Origin of the sequence: Nocardia transvalensis (assembly GCF_015477765.1) — a bacterium.
In the GTDB taxonomy this organism is placed as follows: domain Bacteria; phylum Actinomycetota; class Actinomycetes; order Mycobacteriales; family Mycobacteriaceae; genus Nocardia; species Nocardia transvalensis_A.
On sequence record NZ_JADLQQ010000004.1, the window covers coordinates 473,369 to 492,589 of the forward strand.

At 68.8% G+C, this 19,221-nt stretch carries 22 protein-coding genes; 10 read left to right on the forward strand and 12 right to left on the reverse strand.

What is annotated here, in order from left to right:
* Positions 1 to 118 precede the first annotated feature (118 nt).
* From IU452_RS13925 to IU452_RS13935, 3 genes are read left to right on the forward strand one after another with little or no spacing between them, the layout of a single operon-like run.
* Positions 119 to 784, forward strand: a complete 666-nt coding sequence (locus IU452_RS13925) for a glycosyltransferase family 2 protein (protein ID WP_195109411.1) — start codon at positions 119 to 121, stop codon at positions 782 to 784.
* Positions 781 to 1,467 carry a TIGR04282 family arsenosugar biosynthesis glycosyltransferase gene (locus IU452_RS13930; RefSeq protein ID WP_195109412.1) on the forward strand — a complete coding sequence of 229 codons (687 nt, stop codon included), beginning with the start codon at positions 781 to 783 and terminating at the stop codon, positions 1,465 to 1,467. The genes IU452_RS13925 and IU452_RS13930 overlap by 4 nt, the downstream gene beginning before the upstream one ends.
* A gap of 49 nt (positions 1,468 to 1,516) precedes the next feature.
* Positions 1,517 to 2,677 (forward strand): molybdopterin-dependent oxidoreductase, encoded by a 1,161-nt coding sequence (locus tag IU452_RS13935; protein WP_228817533.1) that lies wholly within the window; start codon positions 1,517 to 1,519, stop codon positions 2,675 to 2,677.
* Between the two features lie 399 nt (positions 2,678 to 3,076).
* Here the strand turns inward: IU452_RS13935 and IU452_RS13940 are convergent, their stop codons facing one another.
* The 4 genes from IU452_RS13940 to IU452_RS13955 are packed head-to-tail and all read right to left on the reverse strand — an operon-like array spanning position 3,077 to position 5,349.
* Complete coding sequence (locus IU452_RS13940) at positions 3,077 to 3,649, reverse strand: hypothetical protein (protein ID WP_195109413.1); 573 nt, start codon at positions 3,647 to 3,649, stop codon at positions 3,077 to 3,079.
* Positions 3,646 to 4,416, reverse strand: a complete 771-nt coding sequence (locus IU452_RS13945) for a class I SAM-dependent methyltransferase (RefSeq protein ID WP_324192605.1) — start codon at positions 4,414 to 4,416, stop codon at positions 3,646 to 3,648. The genes IU452_RS13940 and IU452_RS13945 overlap by 4 nt, the downstream gene beginning before the upstream one ends.
* On the reverse strand, positions 4,341 to 5,018 hold the full coding sequence (locus tag IU452_RS13950; protein WP_195109414.1) for a cation transporter: 678 nt from the start codon (positions 5,016 to 5,018) through the stop codon (positions 4,341 to 4,343). Before IU452_RS13950 ends, IU452_RS13945 begins: the two co-directional genes overlap by 76 nt.
* 1 nt (position 5,019) lies before the next feature.
* Positions 5,020 to 5,349, reverse strand: a complete 330-nt coding sequence (locus tag IU452_RS13955; RefSeq protein WP_195109415.1) for an ArsR/SmtB family transcription factor — start codon at positions 5,347 to 5,349, stop codon at positions 5,020 to 5,022.
* A 180-nt stretch (positions 5,350 to 5,529) separates the two neighbouring features.
* Here IU452_RS13955 and IU452_RS13960 point away from each other — a divergent pair, with 180 nt between their 5' ends.
* The 5 genes from IU452_RS13960 to IU452_RS13980 all read left to right on the forward strand — a co-directional run bounded on the left by IU452_RS13960 (position 5,530) and on the right by IU452_RS13980 (position 8,895).
* Positions 5,530 to 6,348, forward strand: a complete 819-nt coding sequence (locus IU452_RS13960; RefSeq protein ID WP_195109416.1) for an alpha/beta fold hydrolase — start codon at positions 5,530 to 5,532, stop codon at positions 6,346 to 6,348.
* A gap of 76 nt (positions 6,349 to 6,424) precedes the next feature.
* Complete coding sequence (locus tag IU452_RS13965) at positions 6,425 to 7,432, forward strand: iron-containing redox enzyme family protein (protein ID WP_195109417.1); 1,008 nt, start codon at positions 6,425 to 6,427, stop codon at positions 7,430 to 7,432.
* 50 nt (positions 7,433 to 7,482) lie between these two features.
* The gene (locus IU452_RS13970; protein WP_195109418.1) at positions 7,483 to 8,139 is read left to right on the forward strand and encodes a HemK2/MTQ2 family protein methyltransferase; all 657 of its coding nucleotides are present in this window, start codon (positions 7,483 to 7,485) and stop codon (positions 8,137 to 8,139) included.
* Positions 8,117 to 8,362 carry a CDGSH iron-sulfur domain-containing protein gene (locus IU452_RS13975; protein WP_195109419.1) on the forward strand — a complete coding sequence of 82 codons (246 nt, stop codon included), beginning with the start codon at positions 8,117 to 8,119 and terminating at the stop codon, positions 8,360 to 8,362. Before IU452_RS13970 ends, IU452_RS13975 begins: the two co-directional genes overlap by 23 nt.
* Positions 8,363 to 8,433: 71 nt before the next feature.
* Positions 8,434 to 8,895 (forward strand): GNAT family N-acetyltransferase, encoded by a 462-nt coding sequence (locus IU452_RS13980; RefSeq protein WP_195109420.1) that lies wholly within the window; start codon positions 8,434 to 8,436, stop codon positions 8,893 to 8,895.
* 247 nt (positions 8,896 to 9,142) lie between these two features.
* Here IU452_RS13980 and IU452_RS13985 read toward each other — a convergent pair whose 3' ends face one another.
* The 8 genes from IU452_RS13985 to IU452_RS14020 form a co-directional block, all read right to left on the reverse strand.
* Entirely contained in the window at positions 9,143 to 10,114 is a 972-nt protein-coding gene (locus tag IU452_RS13985) for an SCO2521 family protein (protein WP_195109421.1), read from the reverse strand.
* A 1-nt stretch (position 10,115) separates the two neighbouring features.
* Entirely contained in the window at positions 10,116 to 11,126 is a 1,011-nt protein-coding gene (locus IU452_RS13990; RefSeq protein WP_195109422.1) for an SCO2522 family protein, read from the reverse strand.
* Positions 11,127 to 11,131: 5 nt separating this feature from the next.
* Positions 11,132 to 12,046 (reverse strand): SCO2523 family variant P-loop protein, encoded by a 915-nt coding sequence (locus tag IU452_RS13995; RefSeq protein ID WP_195109423.1) that lies wholly within the window; start codon positions 12,044 to 12,046, stop codon positions 11,132 to 11,134.
* 10 nt (positions 12,047 to 12,056) lie between these two features.
* Complete coding sequence (locus tag IU452_RS14000; RefSeq protein ID WP_195109424.1) at positions 12,057 to 13,907, reverse strand: SCO2524 family protein; 1,851 nt, start codon at positions 13,905 to 13,907, stop codon at positions 12,057 to 12,059.
* A 138-nt stretch (positions 13,908 to 14,045) separates the two neighbouring features.
* A complete protein-coding gene (locus IU452_RS14005) occupies positions 14,046 to 16,115 on the reverse strand; it encodes an acyltransferase family protein (RefSeq protein ID WP_416382313.1) in 2,070 nt (689 codons plus the stop codon).
* Between the two features lie 323 nt (positions 16,116 to 16,438).
* Entirely contained in the window at positions 16,439 to 16,828 is a 390-nt protein-coding gene (locus tag IU452_RS14010; RefSeq protein WP_195109425.1) for a hypothetical protein, read from the reverse strand.
* 69 nt (positions 16,829 to 16,897) lie between these two features.
* On the reverse strand, positions 16,898 to 17,722 hold the full coding sequence (locus IU452_RS14015; RefSeq protein ID WP_195109426.1) for an SAM-dependent methyltransferase: 825 nt from the start codon (positions 17,720 to 17,722) through the stop codon (positions 16,898 to 16,900).
* Positions 17,723 to 17,759: 37 nt separating this feature from the next.
* Positions 17,760 to 18,656 (reverse strand): helix-turn-helix domain-containing protein, encoded by an 897-nt coding sequence (locus tag IU452_RS14020; protein WP_195109427.1) that lies wholly within the window; start codon positions 18,654 to 18,656, stop codon positions 17,760 to 17,762.
* 170 nt (positions 18,657 to 18,826) lie between these two features.
* Between IU452_RS14020 and IU452_RS14025 the strand changes: the two genes are divergently transcribed.
* Positions 18,827 to 19,012: a hypothetical protein gene (locus IU452_RS14025; RefSeq protein WP_195109683.1), complete on the forward strand. Its 186-nt coding sequence runs from the start codon at positions 18,827 to 18,829 to the stop codon at positions 19,010 to 19,012.
* A 1-nt stretch (position 19,013) separates the two neighbouring features.
* Positions 19,014 to 19,214 (forward strand): hypothetical protein, encoded by a 201-nt coding sequence (locus IU452_RS14030; protein WP_195109428.1) that lies wholly within the window; start codon positions 19,014 to 19,016, stop codon positions 19,212 to 19,214.
* The last annotated feature ends 7 nt before the right edge of the window (positions 19,215 to 19,221 follow it).

The window sequence follows — 19,221 nt, forward strand, 5'->3', positions numbered from 1 at the left end:
ACCCTAGGCCCCCGGCCGCGACGAGACCGCCAAGATGAGCATCGGTCCAGCTCTCGTCATACTTTTGTCACCGTTTTCCTGACACCGAAAACGGTGTGGCGGCTCTACGGTCATCGGTGTGACCGAATCGGACGAGGAACCGGGCGTTACCGTCGTCATCCCGTGCCGGGACGAGGCCGGAGCGTTGCCGGGCGTACTCTCGGCAATCCCCGCGGGGTATCGGGTGATCGTGGTGGACAACGGATCCACCGATGCGACGGCGGCCGTGGCCCGGTCGGCCGGGGCGACCGTCGTGGCCGAACCGACCCCCGGATACGGCAGCGCCGTGCGGGCGGGAGTGGATGCCGCGCGCACCGAGATCGTGGCCGTCCTCGACGGCGACGGATCCATGGACGCCGCGGAATTGCCGCGCCTGGTGGCCGAACTCGGCCCGGGCATCGACATGGTGGTGGGCCGTCGCCGCCCTGCCGGTCGGGGCGCGTGGCCGTGGCATGCGCGAGTGGGCAATCGGCTCGTCGCCCATCGGCTGCGCCGCCGCTACGGGCTACCCGTGCACGATGTGGCCGCGATGCGGGTGACCCGGCGGTCGCGCCTGCGTGCCCTCGGACCCTTGCACCCGCGGTCGGGTTACCCGCTGGCGCTGCTGGTGCAAGCCGCGCTCGGCGGGTGGCGGATCGTCGAGCGCGATATCACCTACCGGCCCAGAACCCATGGGGTATCGAAGGTTTCGGGATCGATCCGCGGCACCATCCGGGCCGCCCGCGACTTCTGGAGTGTGCGATGAACGCCGATATCCCCGCGACCATCCTGGTGGTGGCGAAGTCGCCGATCGCGGGTTTCGCCAAGACCCGCCTGACCCCGCCGCTCTCGCCGGGCGCGGCCGCCCGGCTCGCTGCCGACGCGCTGCTGGACACGTTGGCGGCGGTGCGGTCCAGCGGGGTGCGCGAGCGGGTGGTGGCCTGGACCGGTGACCTCGCCCGCGCCGAGTACGCCGCCGATATCGCCGTCGCGCTGGGCGATTTCACGGTGGTGCCGCAGCGGGGAGAGGACTTCGGGCAGCGGCTGGCCAATGCCCATGCCGATGCCGCCTGTTTCGGCCTGCCGGTCCTGCAGATCGGCATGGACACCCCGCAGGCCGGGCCTGCCCTGCTGGCGAGTTCGGCGACCGTCCTCACCGACCACGGCGACGCCGCGCTCGGCCCGGCCGCCGACGGCGGCTGGTGGGCGCTGGGCCTGACCGACCCTCGTCCCGCCCGCCTGCTCACCGGGGTGCCGATGTCCACCGACCGTACCGGGCAGCTGACCCGAAAGATGCTGTCCCGCTGCGGGTGCCGAGTCCACGACCTGCCTGTCCTCACCGACGTGGACCACTATGACGACGCCCTGACCGTCGCCGCCGAATCCTCCGGCCGCTTCGCCCGCGCGGTGGCGGGTCTCCCACTCCCCAGCGCGCGGGTATTGCAATGAATATCGTCGCGCCCGTGCCGGTTACCGCCGCGTGCGACCGCCATCACCCATGAGTGACACCGTAATGAACGACGAGAGAGCGAATTCGGCTCTGCCCACCCGGATCACACGACGACTGTCGGCGGCGCGCGGCCCGGATGTCGCGGCCCGGGTGGGGATCGCACTGGGTATCGCGGTGATCCTCTGTTTTCTGACCGGACTGCTCAGTCACTGGATTCAGCACCCGCCCGGATGGTTCGTGTGGCCCGCGCATCCGGTGTGGCTGTATCGGGTGACGCAAGGGACGCACGTGATTTCGGGTGTCGTCGCGATTCCGCTGCTGCTGGTGAAGTTGTGGTCGGTGTATCCGCGGTTGTTCGCGCGGCCGCTGATCGGCAATCCGCTGCGGTGGCTGGAGCGGGGATCGGTTGCGCTGCTGGTGGGTTCGGTGACTGTTCAGCTCGTCACCGGGCTGTTCAATATTGCGCAGTACTACCCGTGGCGGTTCTTCTTCACCACCACCCATTACGCCATGGCCTACGTTGCGGCGGGGGCTCTCGCGGTTCATCTCGCGGTGAAACTTCCTGTGGTCCGGGCGGTTCTGACAAGGCCCAGCAGCGATCGTGGCGAGAACACGGGATTGTCGCGCCGGGTGGTGCTGGTCGCCGCCGGTGCGGGTGCGCTGGTGGCGGGGCTGTCGATGGCCGGGCAGACCGTGCCGTACCTGCGTTGGCTCGCCGTCCTGGCGCCACGCAGTGGGCAAGGGCCGCAAGGCGTTCCGATCAATCGGACCGCTGCCGACGCGGGCGTCGCCGAGCAGGCCCGCGCCGCCGACTACGAACTGACCGTCACCTGCGGTGGGCGTAGCCGCGGCCTGTCGCGTGCCGACCTGGAATCCTTGCCCCAGACCGAGGTGGAGTTGCCGATCGCCTGCGTCGAGGGGTGGAGCGCCTCGGCCCGGTGGTCCGGGGTGCGGCTGCGCGACCTATTGGCCGCCGTGGGCGACTATCGCGGCGGCGATGTCGGTTTCACCTCCCTCGAGCGCGGCGGTCTCTACCGGCGATCGGTCCTGCCGCAGCGCCACGTCGTCGACGACGCGACGCTGATCGCCTTGCGCATCAACGGTGCGGACCTGAACCTCGACCACGGCTATCCGTGCCGGTTGATCGCGCCGAACCGGCCCGGTGTGCTGCAGACGAAATGGCTGTCCTCGATCGAGGCACCGCCATGACGATCGTGCGAATCCTGCTGGCGGCGGCCGGAATATGGCTCGCCGGATACGGCATCGCCCAGCTCCTGGACATGAACCCGACAGATCTGCGGTCCGTCGCGATCTGGTTCCTCGGCGGAATCCTCATCCACGACGCCGTTTTCGCACCCCTGTGCGCCCTCGTCGGTGTCACGGCCAAGCGGCTGTTCCCACCCGCATCGTGGGCGCCCCTCGCCTACGGCGGCGTCTGTACCGTCACCCTCGTCCTCGTTGCCGTCCCGGTCCTGGGTCGAGAAGGCGCGATGGCCACGAACCCGACCGTGCTCGACCGTGCCTATGGTCCCGGGCTCGCGGCCGCGGTGGGCATCGTGTGGCTGCTTGTCCTGCTCCGCCTCGTCGGTCTTCGCCGTACGAACCGGGCTAGCCGGGAAACGCGGCCGACACCAGGCCCAGCACGATGGTGGTCAGCGACAGCGCGCCGGTTCCGAAGGCCGCGGCGAGCGCATAACCGATGAGCACGTCCTCCACCGACGGTTCGGGCGGGACCACGGTGGTGCCGAGTCCCTTGATCGTCACCGGCACGGCCCATTCGACCGCGATCGAGCCGTCGGAGTGGGCGGTGAATTCGCCGAACTGCTTTTCGGTCTCGTGTGGGTGGCCCTCGATGAACCGGCATGTTCCGATGTCCTTCGGCCCCAGGCTGAGGACCCGGTCGCCGACCTCGGCCACGACACGGTAGGTGCGTTTCACGACCCTGCCGCTGCCCGGGAGGAGACGGATCTCGCGGTCGCCCACGCGACCTGTCAGGCACTTCGGATCGCGCGTTCCGATGGGCACACTCTTGCGTGTGCGCGGGCCGATTCGTTCGATGGTCACCACCGTCGACCCGTCGGACTCGAGCCGCACCGCAACGCTGTGCTCGGTGCGGGTGATCAGCACGTTCCCGAAGAGCAGGCTGTCGCACGTCGATTGCCGCGGATAGGACAGCGTCACTGTGAATTTCCTTCGTCGGTGGGCAGGGTCTGGGTGATGCGCCAGAGGCGGCGGGGGAGATCGCCCTCCTCGAAGGCGTGCAGGTCGGTCGGAATCCAGCCATCGGCCACTGTGTCGACCAAGGCGCGCGAAAAGAAGTGCACCGCGAATCCACCGTGTTCGTAGATGTCGTCGCCCAGCGAGGTGCCGGTGCCGAAGTGGGCGTCGCCGGTGTGGCGGACGGTGTAGACGAAGGTGCCGCCCGGACGCAGCACCCGCCGGATCTCGGCGACCAGCGCGAGGATCTGCGGGGTGGACAGGGCCATGCACAGCAGCATATGCGCGAAAACGGCGTCGACGGACCGGTCGCGGAGTGGAATCGGTTGGCGCACATCGTGTTCCAACACGCTCACCCGCTCGGACACGCCGGTCTGCGTGGCGGTCCGCACCAACTGGTCCAGGCCGACGGAGCTGAAATCGGCGGCAGTCACCCGAAATCCGCAGCGCGCCAGATACAGCGCATCGCGGCCGTGCCCGGCACCGAGCTCGAGCACCTCGTGCGCGCCGGCGGTCCCGAAGACCTCCGCGGCATACCTGGCCGCCTCCGACGGCTGCTCACCGTACATGCCGGGATGGTCGCGATAGGTGCGCTCCCAGTGCGCGTGCTGATCGTTGCCCACGCCGGACATCCTGCCGCACGGCCGCTCGGCGGTCAGTGGCAGCAGTCGCAGTCGTCGTCGTCGGTTGCCCGCGCGGCCGGTGCCGGGCAGCAGGCATCGCCGCGCCACGCGTTGCGGCCCTCCACCACCGCGACGGCGGCGATGACGAGGGCGGCGATCGGGTCGGCCCACGACCAGCCGAACAGGCTGTTGAGCAGCAGTCCGCCCAGCAGGACCGCCGACAGGTAGGTGCACAGCAGCGTCTGCTTCGAATCGGCGACCGCCGAGGAGGAACCCAACTCACGTCCCGCCCGCCGCTGGGCCCGGGACAGCACCGGCATCACCACCAGGCTGACCGTCGCCAACCCGATCCCGACGGGGGAGTGACGGGCCTCGCCGCCGCCCAGGAGGGCGCCGACGGCATCGACGGTCACGTAGGCGGCCAGGGCGAAGAACGAGACCGCGATGATGCGCAGCGCGATCCGTTCCCGCGCCTCGGGGTCGCGCCCGGAGAATTGCCACGCCACCGCCGCCGCGGACGACACCTCGATCACCGAATCCAGACCGAACCCGATCAGCGCCGTCGACGAGGCGCGGGTACCGGCGGTCAGTGCGATGACCGCCTCGATGACGTTGTAGGTGATGGTGGCGGCTACCAGCAGGCGAATCCGCCTCGCCAGCACGGCCTTTCGGGGCTCGCTCGAATTCCCGGCCCGCAGGGTCGGTGACATCTCAGCAGCACTCTTCCGTCTCGGCGGCCGGGCAGCATGCCGGATCCACCTCGAGCACCAGCCCCAGCAGATCCTCCAGCGCGGCCGCCAGGCGCGCATCGGCCAGTTCGTAGCGGCTGCGCCGCCCCTCCGGGACCGCCACCACCAGTCCGCAACCTCGTAGGCAGGCAAGGTGATTGGACAGGATCTGCCGCGAAACCCCGATCTCATCGGCCAATTCGGCCGGATACCCGGACGCGGCGCGCAGCCGCAACAGGATCTGCGCGCGCGTGGGGTCGGCCAGCGCCCGGCCGAAGCGGGTCAGGGCGTCCCGGTGCACCAACGTCTCCACGGCACAGATAATACAGGAGATTCTGTATTCAGGAACAGCTGAACTGTTGTGATCTCGACCAGGGCACGGTCGCGCGGTTGCGGCGGATCGCCCATGGCGCGCGGTGCTCTTGCGCGGGCATGCTGGAGTGGCCCCGTGTTGTGCGCGGGGATCTCGGGATGCCATCGAAGGAGCTGGCCGATGACCGTATGGAATCGAATCGAGCGCGGGGCCGGGCGGCCGCTGGTGCTGCTGCACGGGGCCGGAGGGACGGCGCGCAATTGGCTGCCGGTACTGGACCGGCTGGCCGAACAGCGGCGCGTCATAGCCCTGGACTTCCCGGGATTCGGGCACACGCCATTCCCCGACGACGTCGAATTCACCATGGACTGGGTGATGCGGCAGCTGGCCGAGGAATTCGACCGGCTCGGGCTCGACGGGCCGGTGGATCTCGCCGGTAACTCCATGGGTGGCTGGTTCGCCCTGGAGGCCGCCAAGCGGGGGATGGCCAGTTCGGTGGTGGCCGTCGCACCGGCCGGGCTGTGGCGCGGCACGGGTATGCCGAATCTGCTGTTCGCGCAGTTCCAGGCGGCCATGGCGTTCGGGCTGTGCACCCGCGGCATCGCCGGTGCCGCCCTGCACGTGGCGCCGATCCGATGGGCGGGTCTGGCATTGGTCGCGCGTCATCCGCAGCGCATCCCCAGGCGTGCGGGCATCGGCATGATCCGGGACCTGGACCGCTCGGAGCGGGCCCTGCGGCTGGCTGTGCGGCACGCGCGGTCGCTGCGGTTCGAAGGCGGCCGGAATATCGACGTCCCGGTCACCGTGGCATTCGGCACCCACGACCTGATGCTGCTGCCGGGTGTCAGTCAGTTCCGCGACGAACTTCCCCCGCACACCCGGTGGGTGACGCTGCCCGGCTGCGGGCACGTGCCGATGTCCGACGAGCCGGAGCTGGTCGCACGCACGATTCTCGACGGTATTTCCGCCGCCGCCGAGGTGCGCGAGATCGGGGCATAACTGCCTGGCGTCGGGGGTAGTGCCTGGGCACCGGGCCGGTGATCTTCGCCCGGACGACGTCTGACGGAGGTGCACGATGGCAGGTTCGACGGCTCTGGTGGCGCAGGCGCTGCCCCGACCGCGCGGGGAGCTGTCGGGCGCGGTCGTGGATCTGCTGCGCGGCGGCACGGCCGAACTCCCGGACCTGCCCGTCGCCGAGGCCGACCCCTACGGTGAGGACCTGCAGCTGGCGCTGCACACCTGTTACGAACTGCACTACCACGGTTTCGACGGCGTCGATCCGCGGTGGGAATGGGATCCGGGCCTGCTCGCCCTGCGCGCCGAACTCGAGGACAGATTCCTGATGGCGCTGCGCCGCGATGTGCCCGGCGGCAGCGACCTCTCGGCGGAATTGGAGCAACTACTCGTCGAACCGATCGAGGCGACCGGAATCGGACAATTCCTGCGCGACGAGGGCGAGTGGTGGCATATGCGCGAATATTTCGTGCACCGCTCGATCTACCATCACAAGGAGGCCGACCCGTACGCCTGGGTGATTCCGCGGCTGCGCGGCCAGGCCAAAGCCGCCCTGGTGGCCGTCGAATTCGACGAATACGGTGGCGGGCGCGGCGAGCGCATCCACGCGCGTTTGTTCGCCGATCTGCTCGACGGCGCCGGAGTGAATTCGGAGTATCTGCACTATCTCGACGTCGTGCCCGCGCCGATGCTGGCGCTGGTGAACATGATGTCGCTGTTCGGTCTGCACCGCAGCCGCCGCGGCGCGCTCGTCGGGCATTTCGCCACGGTCGAGATCACCTCCCCGCCCGCGGCGCGGCGCATGGTGGAGGCCCTGCGGCGGCTGGAGGCCGATCCGGCGTGCGTGTTCTTCTACGCCGAACACGTCGAGGCCGACGCGGTCCACGAACAGGTCATGCGGCGCGATGTGATCGGTGATCTGCTCGCCCAGGACCCGGCGCTGACCGAATCGGTGGTCTTCGGCATCCAGGCCACCAATCTGCTCGAGACCCGCCTCGAACAGCACATCCTGCACGACAGCTGGCGTAGCGGCCGAAGCTCGCTGCGCTCACCCGGCCTGTCGGAGTAGCCACCCCGGAGTGTCGGAGTAACTGTCGGCATTCCGGTTATCCGGGGTTCGTGATCATCTTTCGCCCGCCGGGTGTCTACCGGCCGCAAACCGATACGAACCTGCTGGTGAGAGCGCTGCGGTCGGCGGCGATCCCGCGCGACGGCAGCGTGCTCGACATTTGTACGGGAACGGGGGCCGTGGCCATCCACGCCGCCAGGACGGGTGCGCGGCAGGTGACCGCGATCGACGTGTCCGCGGCGGCGCTGGCCTCGGCCCGGGTCAACAGCCTGCTGCGCGGGGTCCGGCTCGAGCTGCTGCGCGGCGACTTCGCCGAGGTCCTGGGCGAGCGCAGCTTCGACGTCGTGCTCGCCAATCCGCCCTACGTGCCCTCACCGCACGGTCTGCCCGTCTCGGGCCCCGCCCGGGCGTGGGATGCGGGGATCGACGGGCGGATCGTGCTCGATCGGCTGTGCCTGATGCTGCCGCGGTTGTTGAACCCGCGCGGTGTCGCCCTGGTGGTGCATTCCGAGGTCTGCGATCCGGACCTGACACTGAACCTGCTGCGTGCGGGCGGACTCAAGGCCGCGGTGGTGGCCCGTGCCACGGTGCCGTTCGGACCGGTGATGACCGAGCGTGCACCATGGCTGGAAGAGGCCGGACTCATCGAGCCCGGCCGCCGAGACGAGGAATTGGTGGTGGTCCGTGCCGACCGAACGCAAGCCTGAGCACCGCCGGGTCGTGCTCACCAAGGACGGCCCCGCGCTGATCGAGGGGCCCGTAGAGCTGGTCACCGATGACGGAGCGGTGATCAGGTCCGATCGCTTCGTCGTGGCCCTGTGTCAGTGCCGCCGATCGAAGAACTATCCGCTGTGCGACACCAGCCATCGAAAACGCCGCCGCTGCACCGATACGCCGCGAGAGGACACACGGGCCGGCAGGGCTGACTAAACTGACCCGGTTGGTCGGGGGAGGTCTAGGCTGGAAATCGGGACGGCTGATGCCCTGGCGGTAGGGAGAACATGGAGATCACCGACGGTTCGCAGCCGGTCTATCGACCGGCGGAATTCACCGATCTCGAGGCCATTGCGGCCATCGAGGACGAGGTGTTCGACGAACCGTACCGTTATCTGATGCTGCGGCAGCTGTTCGATTTGCACGGATCGCAATGGTTGGTCGCGGAATTGGACGACGCCGTGATCGGATACGCGCTGACACTCGAGAAGAACGGCCGCGCGCTGCTGTTCACCTTCGCCGTGGCCAATCAGTTCCAATGCCGCGGCTACGGTCGCGCACTGCTCGAGCATGCCCTGCGGCGAAGCCGCGAACTGGGTGCCGAGGTCGAATATCTGACCGTGCGCCCGGACAATCTCCCGGCCTCGAATCTGTTCAAACAGGCCGGATTCGAGTTCATCAGACACGACGAGCAGTACTTCGGCCCGGGCGAACCGCGCGACCTGTATGAGTACCGCCTGCGCCCCTGACCCGAGTGTGTGTTCATGGCCGAGATCCCGCCGTTCGTGGCCTCGGTCTCGACGCGCATCACCCGCCGCGCCGCCGAGCACACCGTCTACATGTGCGTGGCCAGCTTCCTCAACCCGCTGGGCCCGGGCGACAGCGAGAACCTGCATGCGGCGGCACGCCCGCTGTATGCGGTCGAATCGTGGGTGGGGACGGTCTCGATGTCGGTGTTTCTTCGCGCTGCTGGTGCGCAAATGGTTCTGGGTGTGACTACCAGCCGGGATCGAATGCCTTGTGCCGCATCGCTTCCAGCATGGCGACGGCGATATTGTCGCGCAGCCGGTCGGTGAGCACACTCCACTGCCGGGAAAATCCGGGCTCGTTCTGCAGTTCCTTCCACAGCCCTCGCAGTGCCGGTGGGGTGTGTGCGCCGGGCATCCACAGCCCGGTGACATGCTGCAGCAGCGGCGCCATGATGTCGAGGCGTTCGCGGCCGGCCGAGCCGAAGCGGTCGGCCTCGGCGAGGGCGGCGGCGGTGACCGTCAGCAACCAGTCGTGCGCGGCGAGATCCTCGCAGAACCGTTGCGCCGCAGCAAGGTCTGGTTCCTCGCGCACGATCAGCCGTACCGAACGGGTGGTGTCGTCGTGCAGCCGCAACGCCACGGCGGGGCCCGCGCTGCCGCCGACCCGGGCGATCCAGCGCAGCCGCGTGGTGCCCGCCTGCATCGGCGGCGACTGATCGAGCCGGGAATCGGCGCGGATCCGGGCCAGCAGGCGCTCGCTGATCGACGCCAGATCCAGGGTGGCGCCGTGCGCGCGGCCGTCGAGATACCCTTCGGCCAAAGCCGTTCCGGCGGCGGCACGTTCGGGAATGCGGCTGATCACCTCCGTGACGCCCTTCTGGCTGAGGTAGTGCGACCAGGTCTGGCGCCGCCGCTCACCGGCCCGCACCACCCGGGTGTGGGCCGAGGACTGCAGTATCCGTCCGCCGACCAGTGTCACGCCGGTGGCCACGGTGCCGACGACGCGTGCCGTATTCGCGCCCAGTGCCAGATCGCAGTCCACACCGACCGCGATGGTCGGCGAAATCGCCAGTGTCCCCGGCCGTTCCCGCCAGCGCACCGCCCGTCCGGGCATCAGCGCGAGCAGTTCCCCGGCCTCGTCCCGGGTCAGTGCGGCGGCGGAGGGGAGCAGGCACGTACGCACCTCGCCGAGCACGACCAGCGGCGACGTGGAGGCCATGTCAGGACCCGTCGAGCAGCAGATGGGACAGGCGCTCACCGACCTTGCGCGGCACCGCGACCGGTACCTCGTCGGCGGCGCCGCAGGCGATGATCTGCGCGACCACGTCGTCGTCCAGATCGAGGTGGTCGAGGATCACCCGGACCGCGTGTTCGATGGCGATATAGCGCTTGGGCAGCATGGACAGGGCCTGGTACGCGGCGAACGGGGCGGCATCCGGATTGAGCTGAACCACCGGCGGCACGTCCTGCCAGCGCCGCGGCCAGGGCTCACCCGGCCGCCACGGATGCGGGTCCACCACGGAGGCACCGTGATAGCGCAGCATGCCCAGCCGCAGCAGATGCCACACCGCGGCCAGGAACGGACACGACCAGCGGGTGACGGTCCGCCCGTCGGTGACGTGGGTGCTCCACAGCTGCACATCCAGGAAGATCGAATGCTCCCGGCGGCCGAACTCCTCCGGCGGTCGATACATGCGCCCGCGCATCGCCTGCGCGGGCTCCTCGACGGAGGAGCGGCGACCGTTGCACAACCAGCCGGATTCCGCTGTGGGCGGGCGGCTTCCGGTGTCGGGCGGGGCCGGTTCGGCGACGATGCGGGCCGCCACCATCTCCGCCACCGGAATCGGCTCACCCAGCGGTACCCCGTCGACGAACGGGGAGATCTGCCAGCAGCCGGATTCGCGGGCGAGGTAGTCGATGCTCAGCCCCGCCTCGTCGGCCGCGCGCAGCAGCCTGCCGAGGACCTCGGCGGCATCGGTGTCGGGCTGGAAGTAGTCGTCGAGCAGATAGCAGGTGCTGACCCGCGCGCCCGCGCCGAACCGGATCCTGGCCGAGTCGACGAAGGCGCTCACCAGCGGGACGATGCGGCGGAATTCCGCGCGCACATGGTCGAGGTCGGCGGTGATGTCGTTGAGATAGAAGTGGCCCACCTCGATGGACAGATGCGACATCGGCACCGTGGCGATCCACGGCTGCTCGGTGGCCTCGCTGTATCCGCGTGCCTCGCGCATCCCCTCTACAGCCTTTCCCAGGTGGCCTGGTCGACCAGGCGGCGGGCCAGTTCCGTGTATGCCAGTGCGGTCTCCTCGTTGGCGATCTTGGCGTTGACGTCGATATCGAGAATGAGCTGTTCGCGCCACTGCAGGACCGGTTCGATGGGCGTGCTGCCCAGCACGGCCGTCGCGCCGAGCCGGTTGGCCGTGGCCAGCCGCTCGAGGGCGGCATCCTGCTCCTGCAGCCACGCCGCCTGGGCGGCCCGTGCCGCGTTCTGATACGAGTCCGGCGCCGCGACGGCGGTGCGGATGTAGCGGATCGAGCCCTTCAATTCGTCGCGGTCGTGCCCGCATTCGGCACCGGTCTGCAGCAGCCCGTGCGGGCCGTGCACCAGACCGGCGGCGGCCAGGATGTGCTGGCGGGTCCAGCGGTGGAAGATCAGCCAGCGGGCGGTGCGCCGGCGCAGTTGCGGCAGCGCCGTGGACTGCAGGGCGATCTCGAGGGCCACCGACCGGCCCGCGCTGAGATCGATGAACACCACCTTGAATTCCTGTTCCAGCCCCACCAGCAGTTCCGCGCAGCGCGTCACGACGGCGTTGTCGCAGGTGAGGAATTCCGCCCCGCCCTCGTCGCCGGGCAGCAGCACCAGTCGGCCCGAGCGCGGGCCGACCCGGCGCAGCTGCACCCGGTCGGTGCTCGCCCCGACGTCCACCCGGGCGGCCGTGCCGGTCTCGCCGAGCAGATACGAATGCACCCCGCCCTTGTCCACCCCGCGTTCGACCGCGCTGATCTCGAACAGCGCCCCGGCGGTCGGTGAGCCGAAATCGAAGTCCACATAGGCGACATTGCGGCCGGTCAGGCACAGCCGGTAGGCGATATTGCAGCTGGTGACCGAGCGGCCGGTGCCGCCCTTGTCGGAGGTGGCGAAGACCAGCACTACCGTGTCCTCATCGTCGGGCGTCCTGACGGGCGAAGGCGAGTTCGTCGAGTTGGAGCAGGGCCTGGATGGCCCGGCCGAACGCGGTGCCGGGCCGCTCGTCGAGTTCGTGGCGGGCGCGGTCCAGCGATTGCTCGATCCGCTCGAGCGCCCTCCACTTCGGGGATAGGTCACCCTCGCTGACCAGCAGCCGCTCCTGGTTGTGCAGATGCTCGGCCTCGCTGAGCAATTCGATCGCGCGCCGTTTGGTGGGCTGCGGCGCCAACGGCGGCAGCCGGTAGGTGTTGAACGCCACCACCAGGCATTCCATCACCCGCTCGGTGACGAACCAGGACGGCCCGTCCGCGGCGTGCCCGGCCGGACCGAGCAGCTCGGAGGTGTCGTCCCACAGGCCCGTCGCCGGGCCGCGGCGTAGCATCCGCCGATCGAGGTGACCCATCGCCGATTCGGCCAGCGCCATCAGCTGATCGCGGGTGGTGACATCGCTGCGCAGCCGCGCGGCCTGTAGGCTGCGCTTGAGCATCATCGTCACGAAATCCGGTACATGCCAGCGCAATTGGGTTCCATCATCGATATCCTCGCTACCGGCCAGCCGCAGTCGCACCCCGGGGTAGTGCAGGGCGGCTGCCGGATCCCGGTCGGTCAACCGGCTGATGACCCGGCCGCGGCGGGCCAGCTGGTCGAAGACGGCGACCGTGCGGGTCAGATCCTCGGTGCTGTCGCGGACCACCAGATCCTGAATCAGCATGGCGGCGACCACCAGGCTGTAGTAGTCGGATTCCTCGCCGTCGGAGGTGCGCCAGGGAATGTCCTCGAGGGGCCAGCGGCCGGTGCCGAAGCGGGCCACCGTCGACCAGTACTTCTGGGTCAGCTCCAGGCGCAGTTGCAAGGCGTCGGCGAGTTGGCGCTGGGTCTTGTCGAGCAGGTCCAGTTCGCGGATGCGCTGCGAGGACAGGTCCAGGATGCCGTCCAGGGCGACCGCGGTGAAATACAGGTAGGGGCGGGATTCGGCGTAGCCGACCGCGTCGGCGACGTGGCTGTGCACGAAGTCGATCGGCTCGGCCCTGCGGTAGATCCCCCAGCTCCACCCGCATTCGAACAAGCGCAGATCGTCGGCGACGTCGACCTCGGCGGTGCGGCCGAGCCGAACCTCGTTGGCGGCCTGCACCCGCAGCCGCTCCAACCGCCTCGACAGGGTTGCGACGACGTCCTCCACGGGCGCGCCGGTTTGGTTGATCATATGCAAGATCGCCTGCCCGGCAACGGATTTCGGGTCGGGCGTATTGATGACAAAGCTGCGCAGCAGCCCGGTCATGGCGGCGGTGAGCCGGGCGCGGACCTGCTCTTCGACCGCCTCGATGCGCGGCACCAGATCCCGTGCCTCCTGGCGGACCTCGCCACGGACGAATCGGCCGAAACCGCGCAGGAACCGCAGCGCGGCAATGCACAGGCTCAGCGACATCGAGTACGAGTCGACCACCTCGACGGCCCGCTGGGCCGCCTTGGGCTCGCGGTCGTCGAATCCGCCGAGGTAGCTGCCCGCGGCGAAGTCCGGTTCGCCGTCGGGGCCGGTGTGGCGCGCCAGATACTCCTCGATCAACCGGACCAGCACGCCGCCGATGCGGCTGCGTTCGCCGAACGGGGACAGCGCGCGCTCCACATCGGAGGCCATATCGTCGGGGCGGTCCAGCGCGAAGGCCTCGATCTCGGTGGCCGGGTACAGCAGGCAGAGCAGCTGTTCGGCATCGCTGATGGAATTGGTGCCGTCGCGGCCGCCCCAGGTCCAGGCGTCCTCGTGATAGCAGCAGTCCAGCACCGCCTGCCACAGGTCCAGCAGCTGTTGCCGCGGCCGAATTCTCATCGCCCCTGTCCTAACCCCCGAATCCGGCATCCACCGCCGAATGTCGCCACCTAAAGTGTGCCCCTGTCGGGCTCGCTCTACCAGCGCTTTTCCGACATTTGTCCAGGAAACGGCAAACGTGGGAAAACGATTACCCGCTCACCACCAGTGCAGGATGGGCGCCAGGCGACGGCCGAGTTCGGGGGCCAGGGTGCGGGAGAAGCTCGCGGTGAAGTGGTGCTCATCGTGGTAGACCAGCACATTGCCGATCACCACGGGGCAACTATCCGGCTCGCAGACGGCGTCGGTGAGGTCGAGGGGAAAGACGTTGGGGTAGGCGGCGGCCGGTTCGGCGGCAGGGTTGACCGGGGCGAGCGCATCCCCGCGGGGCATCCCGCAGCCGACGGGCGTGCCGCCCTTGGCCAGGCAGTCGATGGCTCGATAGCGAACGCCGTTGTGCCGCAACCAGGGTGTGTCGCGGATGGCGAGCACATCGAGGCCGCGTTCGGCCAGCGCCGACCAGACGTCGAGATAGTCGGCGGGGGTTTCGTCGCCCCCGGCGTCGACGGGTCGGGTGGCGGTGGTGAACACCCAATCGGGGCGCTCGGCGGCCAGCAGCTCGATCACCTCGCGGGACCAGTCGCGGCAGTCCGGATTGGGTTCGCCCTTGTAGGTGGCGTCGTCGGAGAGGGTGAGCGGACACCCCATCTTCAGGTGCACGAGCAGGCGGAACCGGTGCTGTTCGGCGAGCAGCTGCAGCGCCGGCATCCAGTGTTCGGCATGAGAGTTGCCGACGACGGCAATGGTGCGCGCGGCGGTGGTGTCGCCGTACTCGCAGGTGACCACCGCGCGGGTGTCCCAGTCGGCGATACAGCCGTCGCGGGTGGGAGCGGGCAGTTCCGCCGGGGCCTCGTGCACGGTGGGGCGCATGGGCGCCGGGAGCACCGACAGGTTGGCGGCCAGTGCCTCCGCGCCCGGATAGAGTGCCACGGTCAGATCGCCGGCGGGGCGGGGTGGATTCGCATCGCGCACCACCTGCCAGGCCAGCACCGACACGGCGACGGCGAGCCCGGTGACCGACACCAGGGCGGTCAAGGTCCGCCGGTGTCGGGGACCGAATCCGACGGCGGTGGCGCGCAGGGGTTGTTCGACGAGCCGATGGGTGGCATAGGCGAGGACCCCTGCGGCGCAGAGCACCCCAACGCCGGTGGTCGGCCCGGCCGTGGGTGTGCCCCGCTCGGCGAGGACGAAGATGAGGATCGGCCAGTGCCACAGGTAGAGGGTGTAGGCGAGGTCGCCGAGCAGGACCGGGATCGGCGCCGCCAGCAGGCGGTTGGGCAGCGGCAGCCCCTGCGCGCCCGGGTTCAGACCCGCCACCACGAGGGCGATGGTCGCGCCCACCGGCAACAGCGCGGCGGGACCGGGGAAGTGGTGCACGCCGTCGATGATCCAGCCGCACAGCAGCACCGCCCCCAGCCCGCAGCCGGCGAGCAGCGTGCGGACCGCCCGCGAGGGCGACAGGTACGGGGCGACCACGGCCAGACCGGCGCCGGCGAGCAATTCCCATGCGCGCGCGAAACTGTCGTAGTAGTTCCAGCCCTGATGTGTCGAAATACCCTGTGCCGCATAGCAGAACGAACAGAGGGCCGCGGCGGTGATCGCCCAGGTCAGGGCGGGACGGATCGCCGACGGTCGTCCCAGGGCGCGACAGGTCCGGATCACCGCCGCGACCAGCAGCAGGATCGCCAGATAGAACTGGCCCTGCACCGACATCGACCACAGATGCTGCAGCGGGCTGACCGAGGGATCGGCCGCGAGATAATCCGACCACGACAGCGCCAGCTGCCAATTCTGGTAGTAGAGCAGCGATGCCAGCGTCTGCGTGCCCAGCTCCGACCACTGCGTAACCGGCCGCAGCACCACCGTCGCGACCACCACCGCCGCCAGCACGACGACCAGCGACGGCAGCAGCCGGCGCGCCAGTCGCCGCAGTGTGACCGCCACACCCACGGATTCGCCACGCCGCAGCAGCGACCCGGTGACGAAGTATCCCGACAGCACCAGGAAGACGTCCACGCCGCCGGACACCCGCCCGACCCAGACGTGGAACACCACGACCAGCGCGATGGCGATCCCGCGCAGGCCGTCCAGATCGCGCCGGTAATTCTCGGCGCGCACGGACGTACCGGACGTACCGGCCGTACCGACGGCCGAGGTCGTATCGATCACCGCGCCGCCGCGGTCCCGGCGTCCGGCGAACCCGGAACCGAGTACAGGTCGTCGACCGACAGGCGAACGGCGAATGGATACGGCACGACAATCTCTTATCACGCCCCCGAAAGGCCGGTCCAATTCCCCGCGGGTGGGCAGGGTTGTGAAATCTCACGATCGGCTGCGGCTGGGCACGGGAAAGGCTTAAAGTTGTTGACGGTCAATCTTGTTGGCCGCACCCGGCGGTCACCGCATGCCGGGCGAGCTGCCCGCGTGGCGTGCGGGCACGCGCCGGGACATGCGGAAGCCGTTGCGGCGTCAGTGAAACCGACGATCGATGATCAGGGGTGATCGAATTCGCGCTGGTGTACTCCGTGGTGGAAGGCATCGAGTTCGGCTTGGTCGAAGACGAGTTCGACGCCCGGCACGGGTTGCTGTGTCGCGGTACGGAATACGAACATACCGTCGGCACGGCGGGTGACCGTCAATGCGGCGGGTTCGACGCATTCGCCGCGCACGGTGGCCTGGTAGGTGTCGAACTGTTCATCGGTGAGCAACAGCAGTTCGTCGGCGGGTAGTTCGGTGGCCGGGGTGATGCGGTCGGTGGCGCGCTTGTCGTCCCAGATCGCCGTCCAGCCCTGCTTGCGTGCGATGCGCACGCAGTTCTGGTTGGGGGAGCTGGCGCTGGCTTTGCGGAATTCGCCCGCGGTGAAGATCGGTAGCAGCGTCATTGGTGTTGCCTTTCTACGGAGTAAAGCCCCAGGCGCGCGGGCATCGACGTCCACGCGCCTGCGTGTCGCCTATGGCTTGTAGCCGACGGCGGCGAAATTACACGGCCGTGCCGGATCCTGGGAATCCACAGGTTCGGTGGGCCGCCAGTCCGGTGCATGCACCAGCCCGGGCTCGACCAGCTCGAAACCGTCGAAGAACGCCGCGAATTCGTCGCGCGTCCTGGGGACGACGGGGTCGGAAGTCTCCTTGTACAGCTCGGTGATCGCCAGTATTCGCTCCTTGATTTCCGGGCTCGCCTCCTCCAGGGAGGAGTGGCTCATCGCCGCGTAGCTGCCGGCTGGTAGCCGGTCGCGCAAGTGCGCCATCAGCTCGTGTGGGCGGTCGCTGTCGGGAACGAACGGCCAGACGCTGACGATGAGCAGGCCCAGCGGCTGGTCGAAATCGATCAGGCGGCGGGTGTCGGGGTGATCGAGGATCAGGTCCGGACAGCGCAGGTCGGCCTCGATGATCGCGGTGGTGTCCAGCGCGTTCTGCTGATAGAGCAGTTCGTGGGCGCGGTTGACCGCCTCCAGGTCGTTGTCGACGTACACCACCCGGCTCTCGGGGGCCGCCGCGCGGGCGACCTCGTGGGTGTTGCCCACCGTCGGCAGCCCGGAGCCGATATCGAGGAACTGCCGGATTCCCTGATCGGTGAGGAATCGGGTGGCACGCTGGAGGAAGCCGCGATTGTGGTGGGCCCAGGCGTCGGCATAGGGAAAGAGCTCGAAGATCTTCTCGCCGAAGATCTTGTCGACATCGAAGACGGCCTCGCCGGACAGGTAGTAGTGGTACATGCGCGCGGCCGACGGGCGGCTCGCGTCGATCTCGCGCGACCCGAATTCGTTGTCGCCCATTCCCCTTACCCCTTCTGTGTGCTGGACGGGTGGCGATTCACCCGGCAGTGAACGTCTTGCGGCGGAACGAGCGCGCGACGTGCTCGATGTACTTGCGCGAATCCTCGGCGCTCAGCGCGGCGGCGGACAGTCGCGACCACACCGTCTCGCGGGCGGTGACCGATACCTTGTCGTCGATGTAGCGAATATCGCCCTGGCTCTCGACGATCGCCATGTCCAGATCGCCGGCCGCGCCCGGCGAGGGCACCCGCACCAGGGTGAACCGATCCTCCATCCCGGCGCCGCGGGTGGTGACGGTGAACGGCAGCACCTGGATCATGATGTTGGGCCGGTGCGACAGCGCCAGCAGATGGTCGAGCTGCTCGAGCATGACCGGATGGCCGCCGTATTCGCGCCGCAGGCACGATTCGGACAGGACGGCGCGGAACTCGGGCGGGGACGATTTGATCAGGATCTCCTGGCGGGCCAGCCGGGCTCGGACGGAATCCTCCACGGCGTCGCGCTCGGCGCCGTCGGGATGTTCGGGCTCGTGCAGGGCGCGAATGTAGGACTCGCACTGGATGAGGCCGGGCATGATCTCCGCCTCGGCCACGCGCAGCAGGCTGGCATACGCCTCGAGGTCGACCAGTAGCCGCAGGTCCTCGAGGTAGGCGCGCCGGAAGCCGGAGTTCCAGAAGCCGCGTTTGTGGTTGTCACGGCGCAACTCACGCAAGGTGTCGAGATAGCCGGGATCGGCGAAACCCAAGGCGGTGGCCAGCCGTTCCAGATCGCCGACGGTGATGGAGCTGGCGCCGTTGATCAGCATCGCGATGCGACTCTGGCTGGTCTCGATGATCTTCGCGGCCTCGTTCTGGCTGACGCCGGCGCTGGTGATCATGTGCTCGATCTCGCGGCCCAACAGCAGTTTTCGCGCCGTGCGTAGTCGTGTCCCCATAGTGGTCGGCGAACCGGCCGTTCCGATACGCCTGAACCCCTTCCACCCCAACCTCTTTCGCTTGCGTGATTATCACGCTAGCATTTATCACGTTCAGAGTATCACAGTTTCACTATGTAGCGGGCGTTAGCGGTGACACATCGCGGGCGTCTGGTGGGAGGGGAGTCGTCATGACGACTACCACGCGAATGTGTTCGGCGCCTTGCCGTTTCGGCGATATGCAGGCATGTGGGGGTGCCGACGAACCGTTGACCTACAATGTTGCTCGCCGGATTCTCGGTACCGAGCATGCCTTCTCGTGCACCCGATGGCTGGCAGCGGTGGCGTTCCTGTCGGCCGGACTGGACGACGATTGAAATGAGCGGTTTTCAGTCGTCGATCTGGCCGACCGGGTGGCCGCACGAGGCGCCCGAGGATCCGCTGTCGGTGGAGGAGGCACACCTGACCATGCAGCGACACCGCGGCTGCCTGCGCGAGGAGTGCCCGCGCAAGCAGGCCGCCTATCGCACGCTGGTCGAGGCGGGACGAATCAGACCCGACTCGGGACGGGCCCGCTGACTCGGCG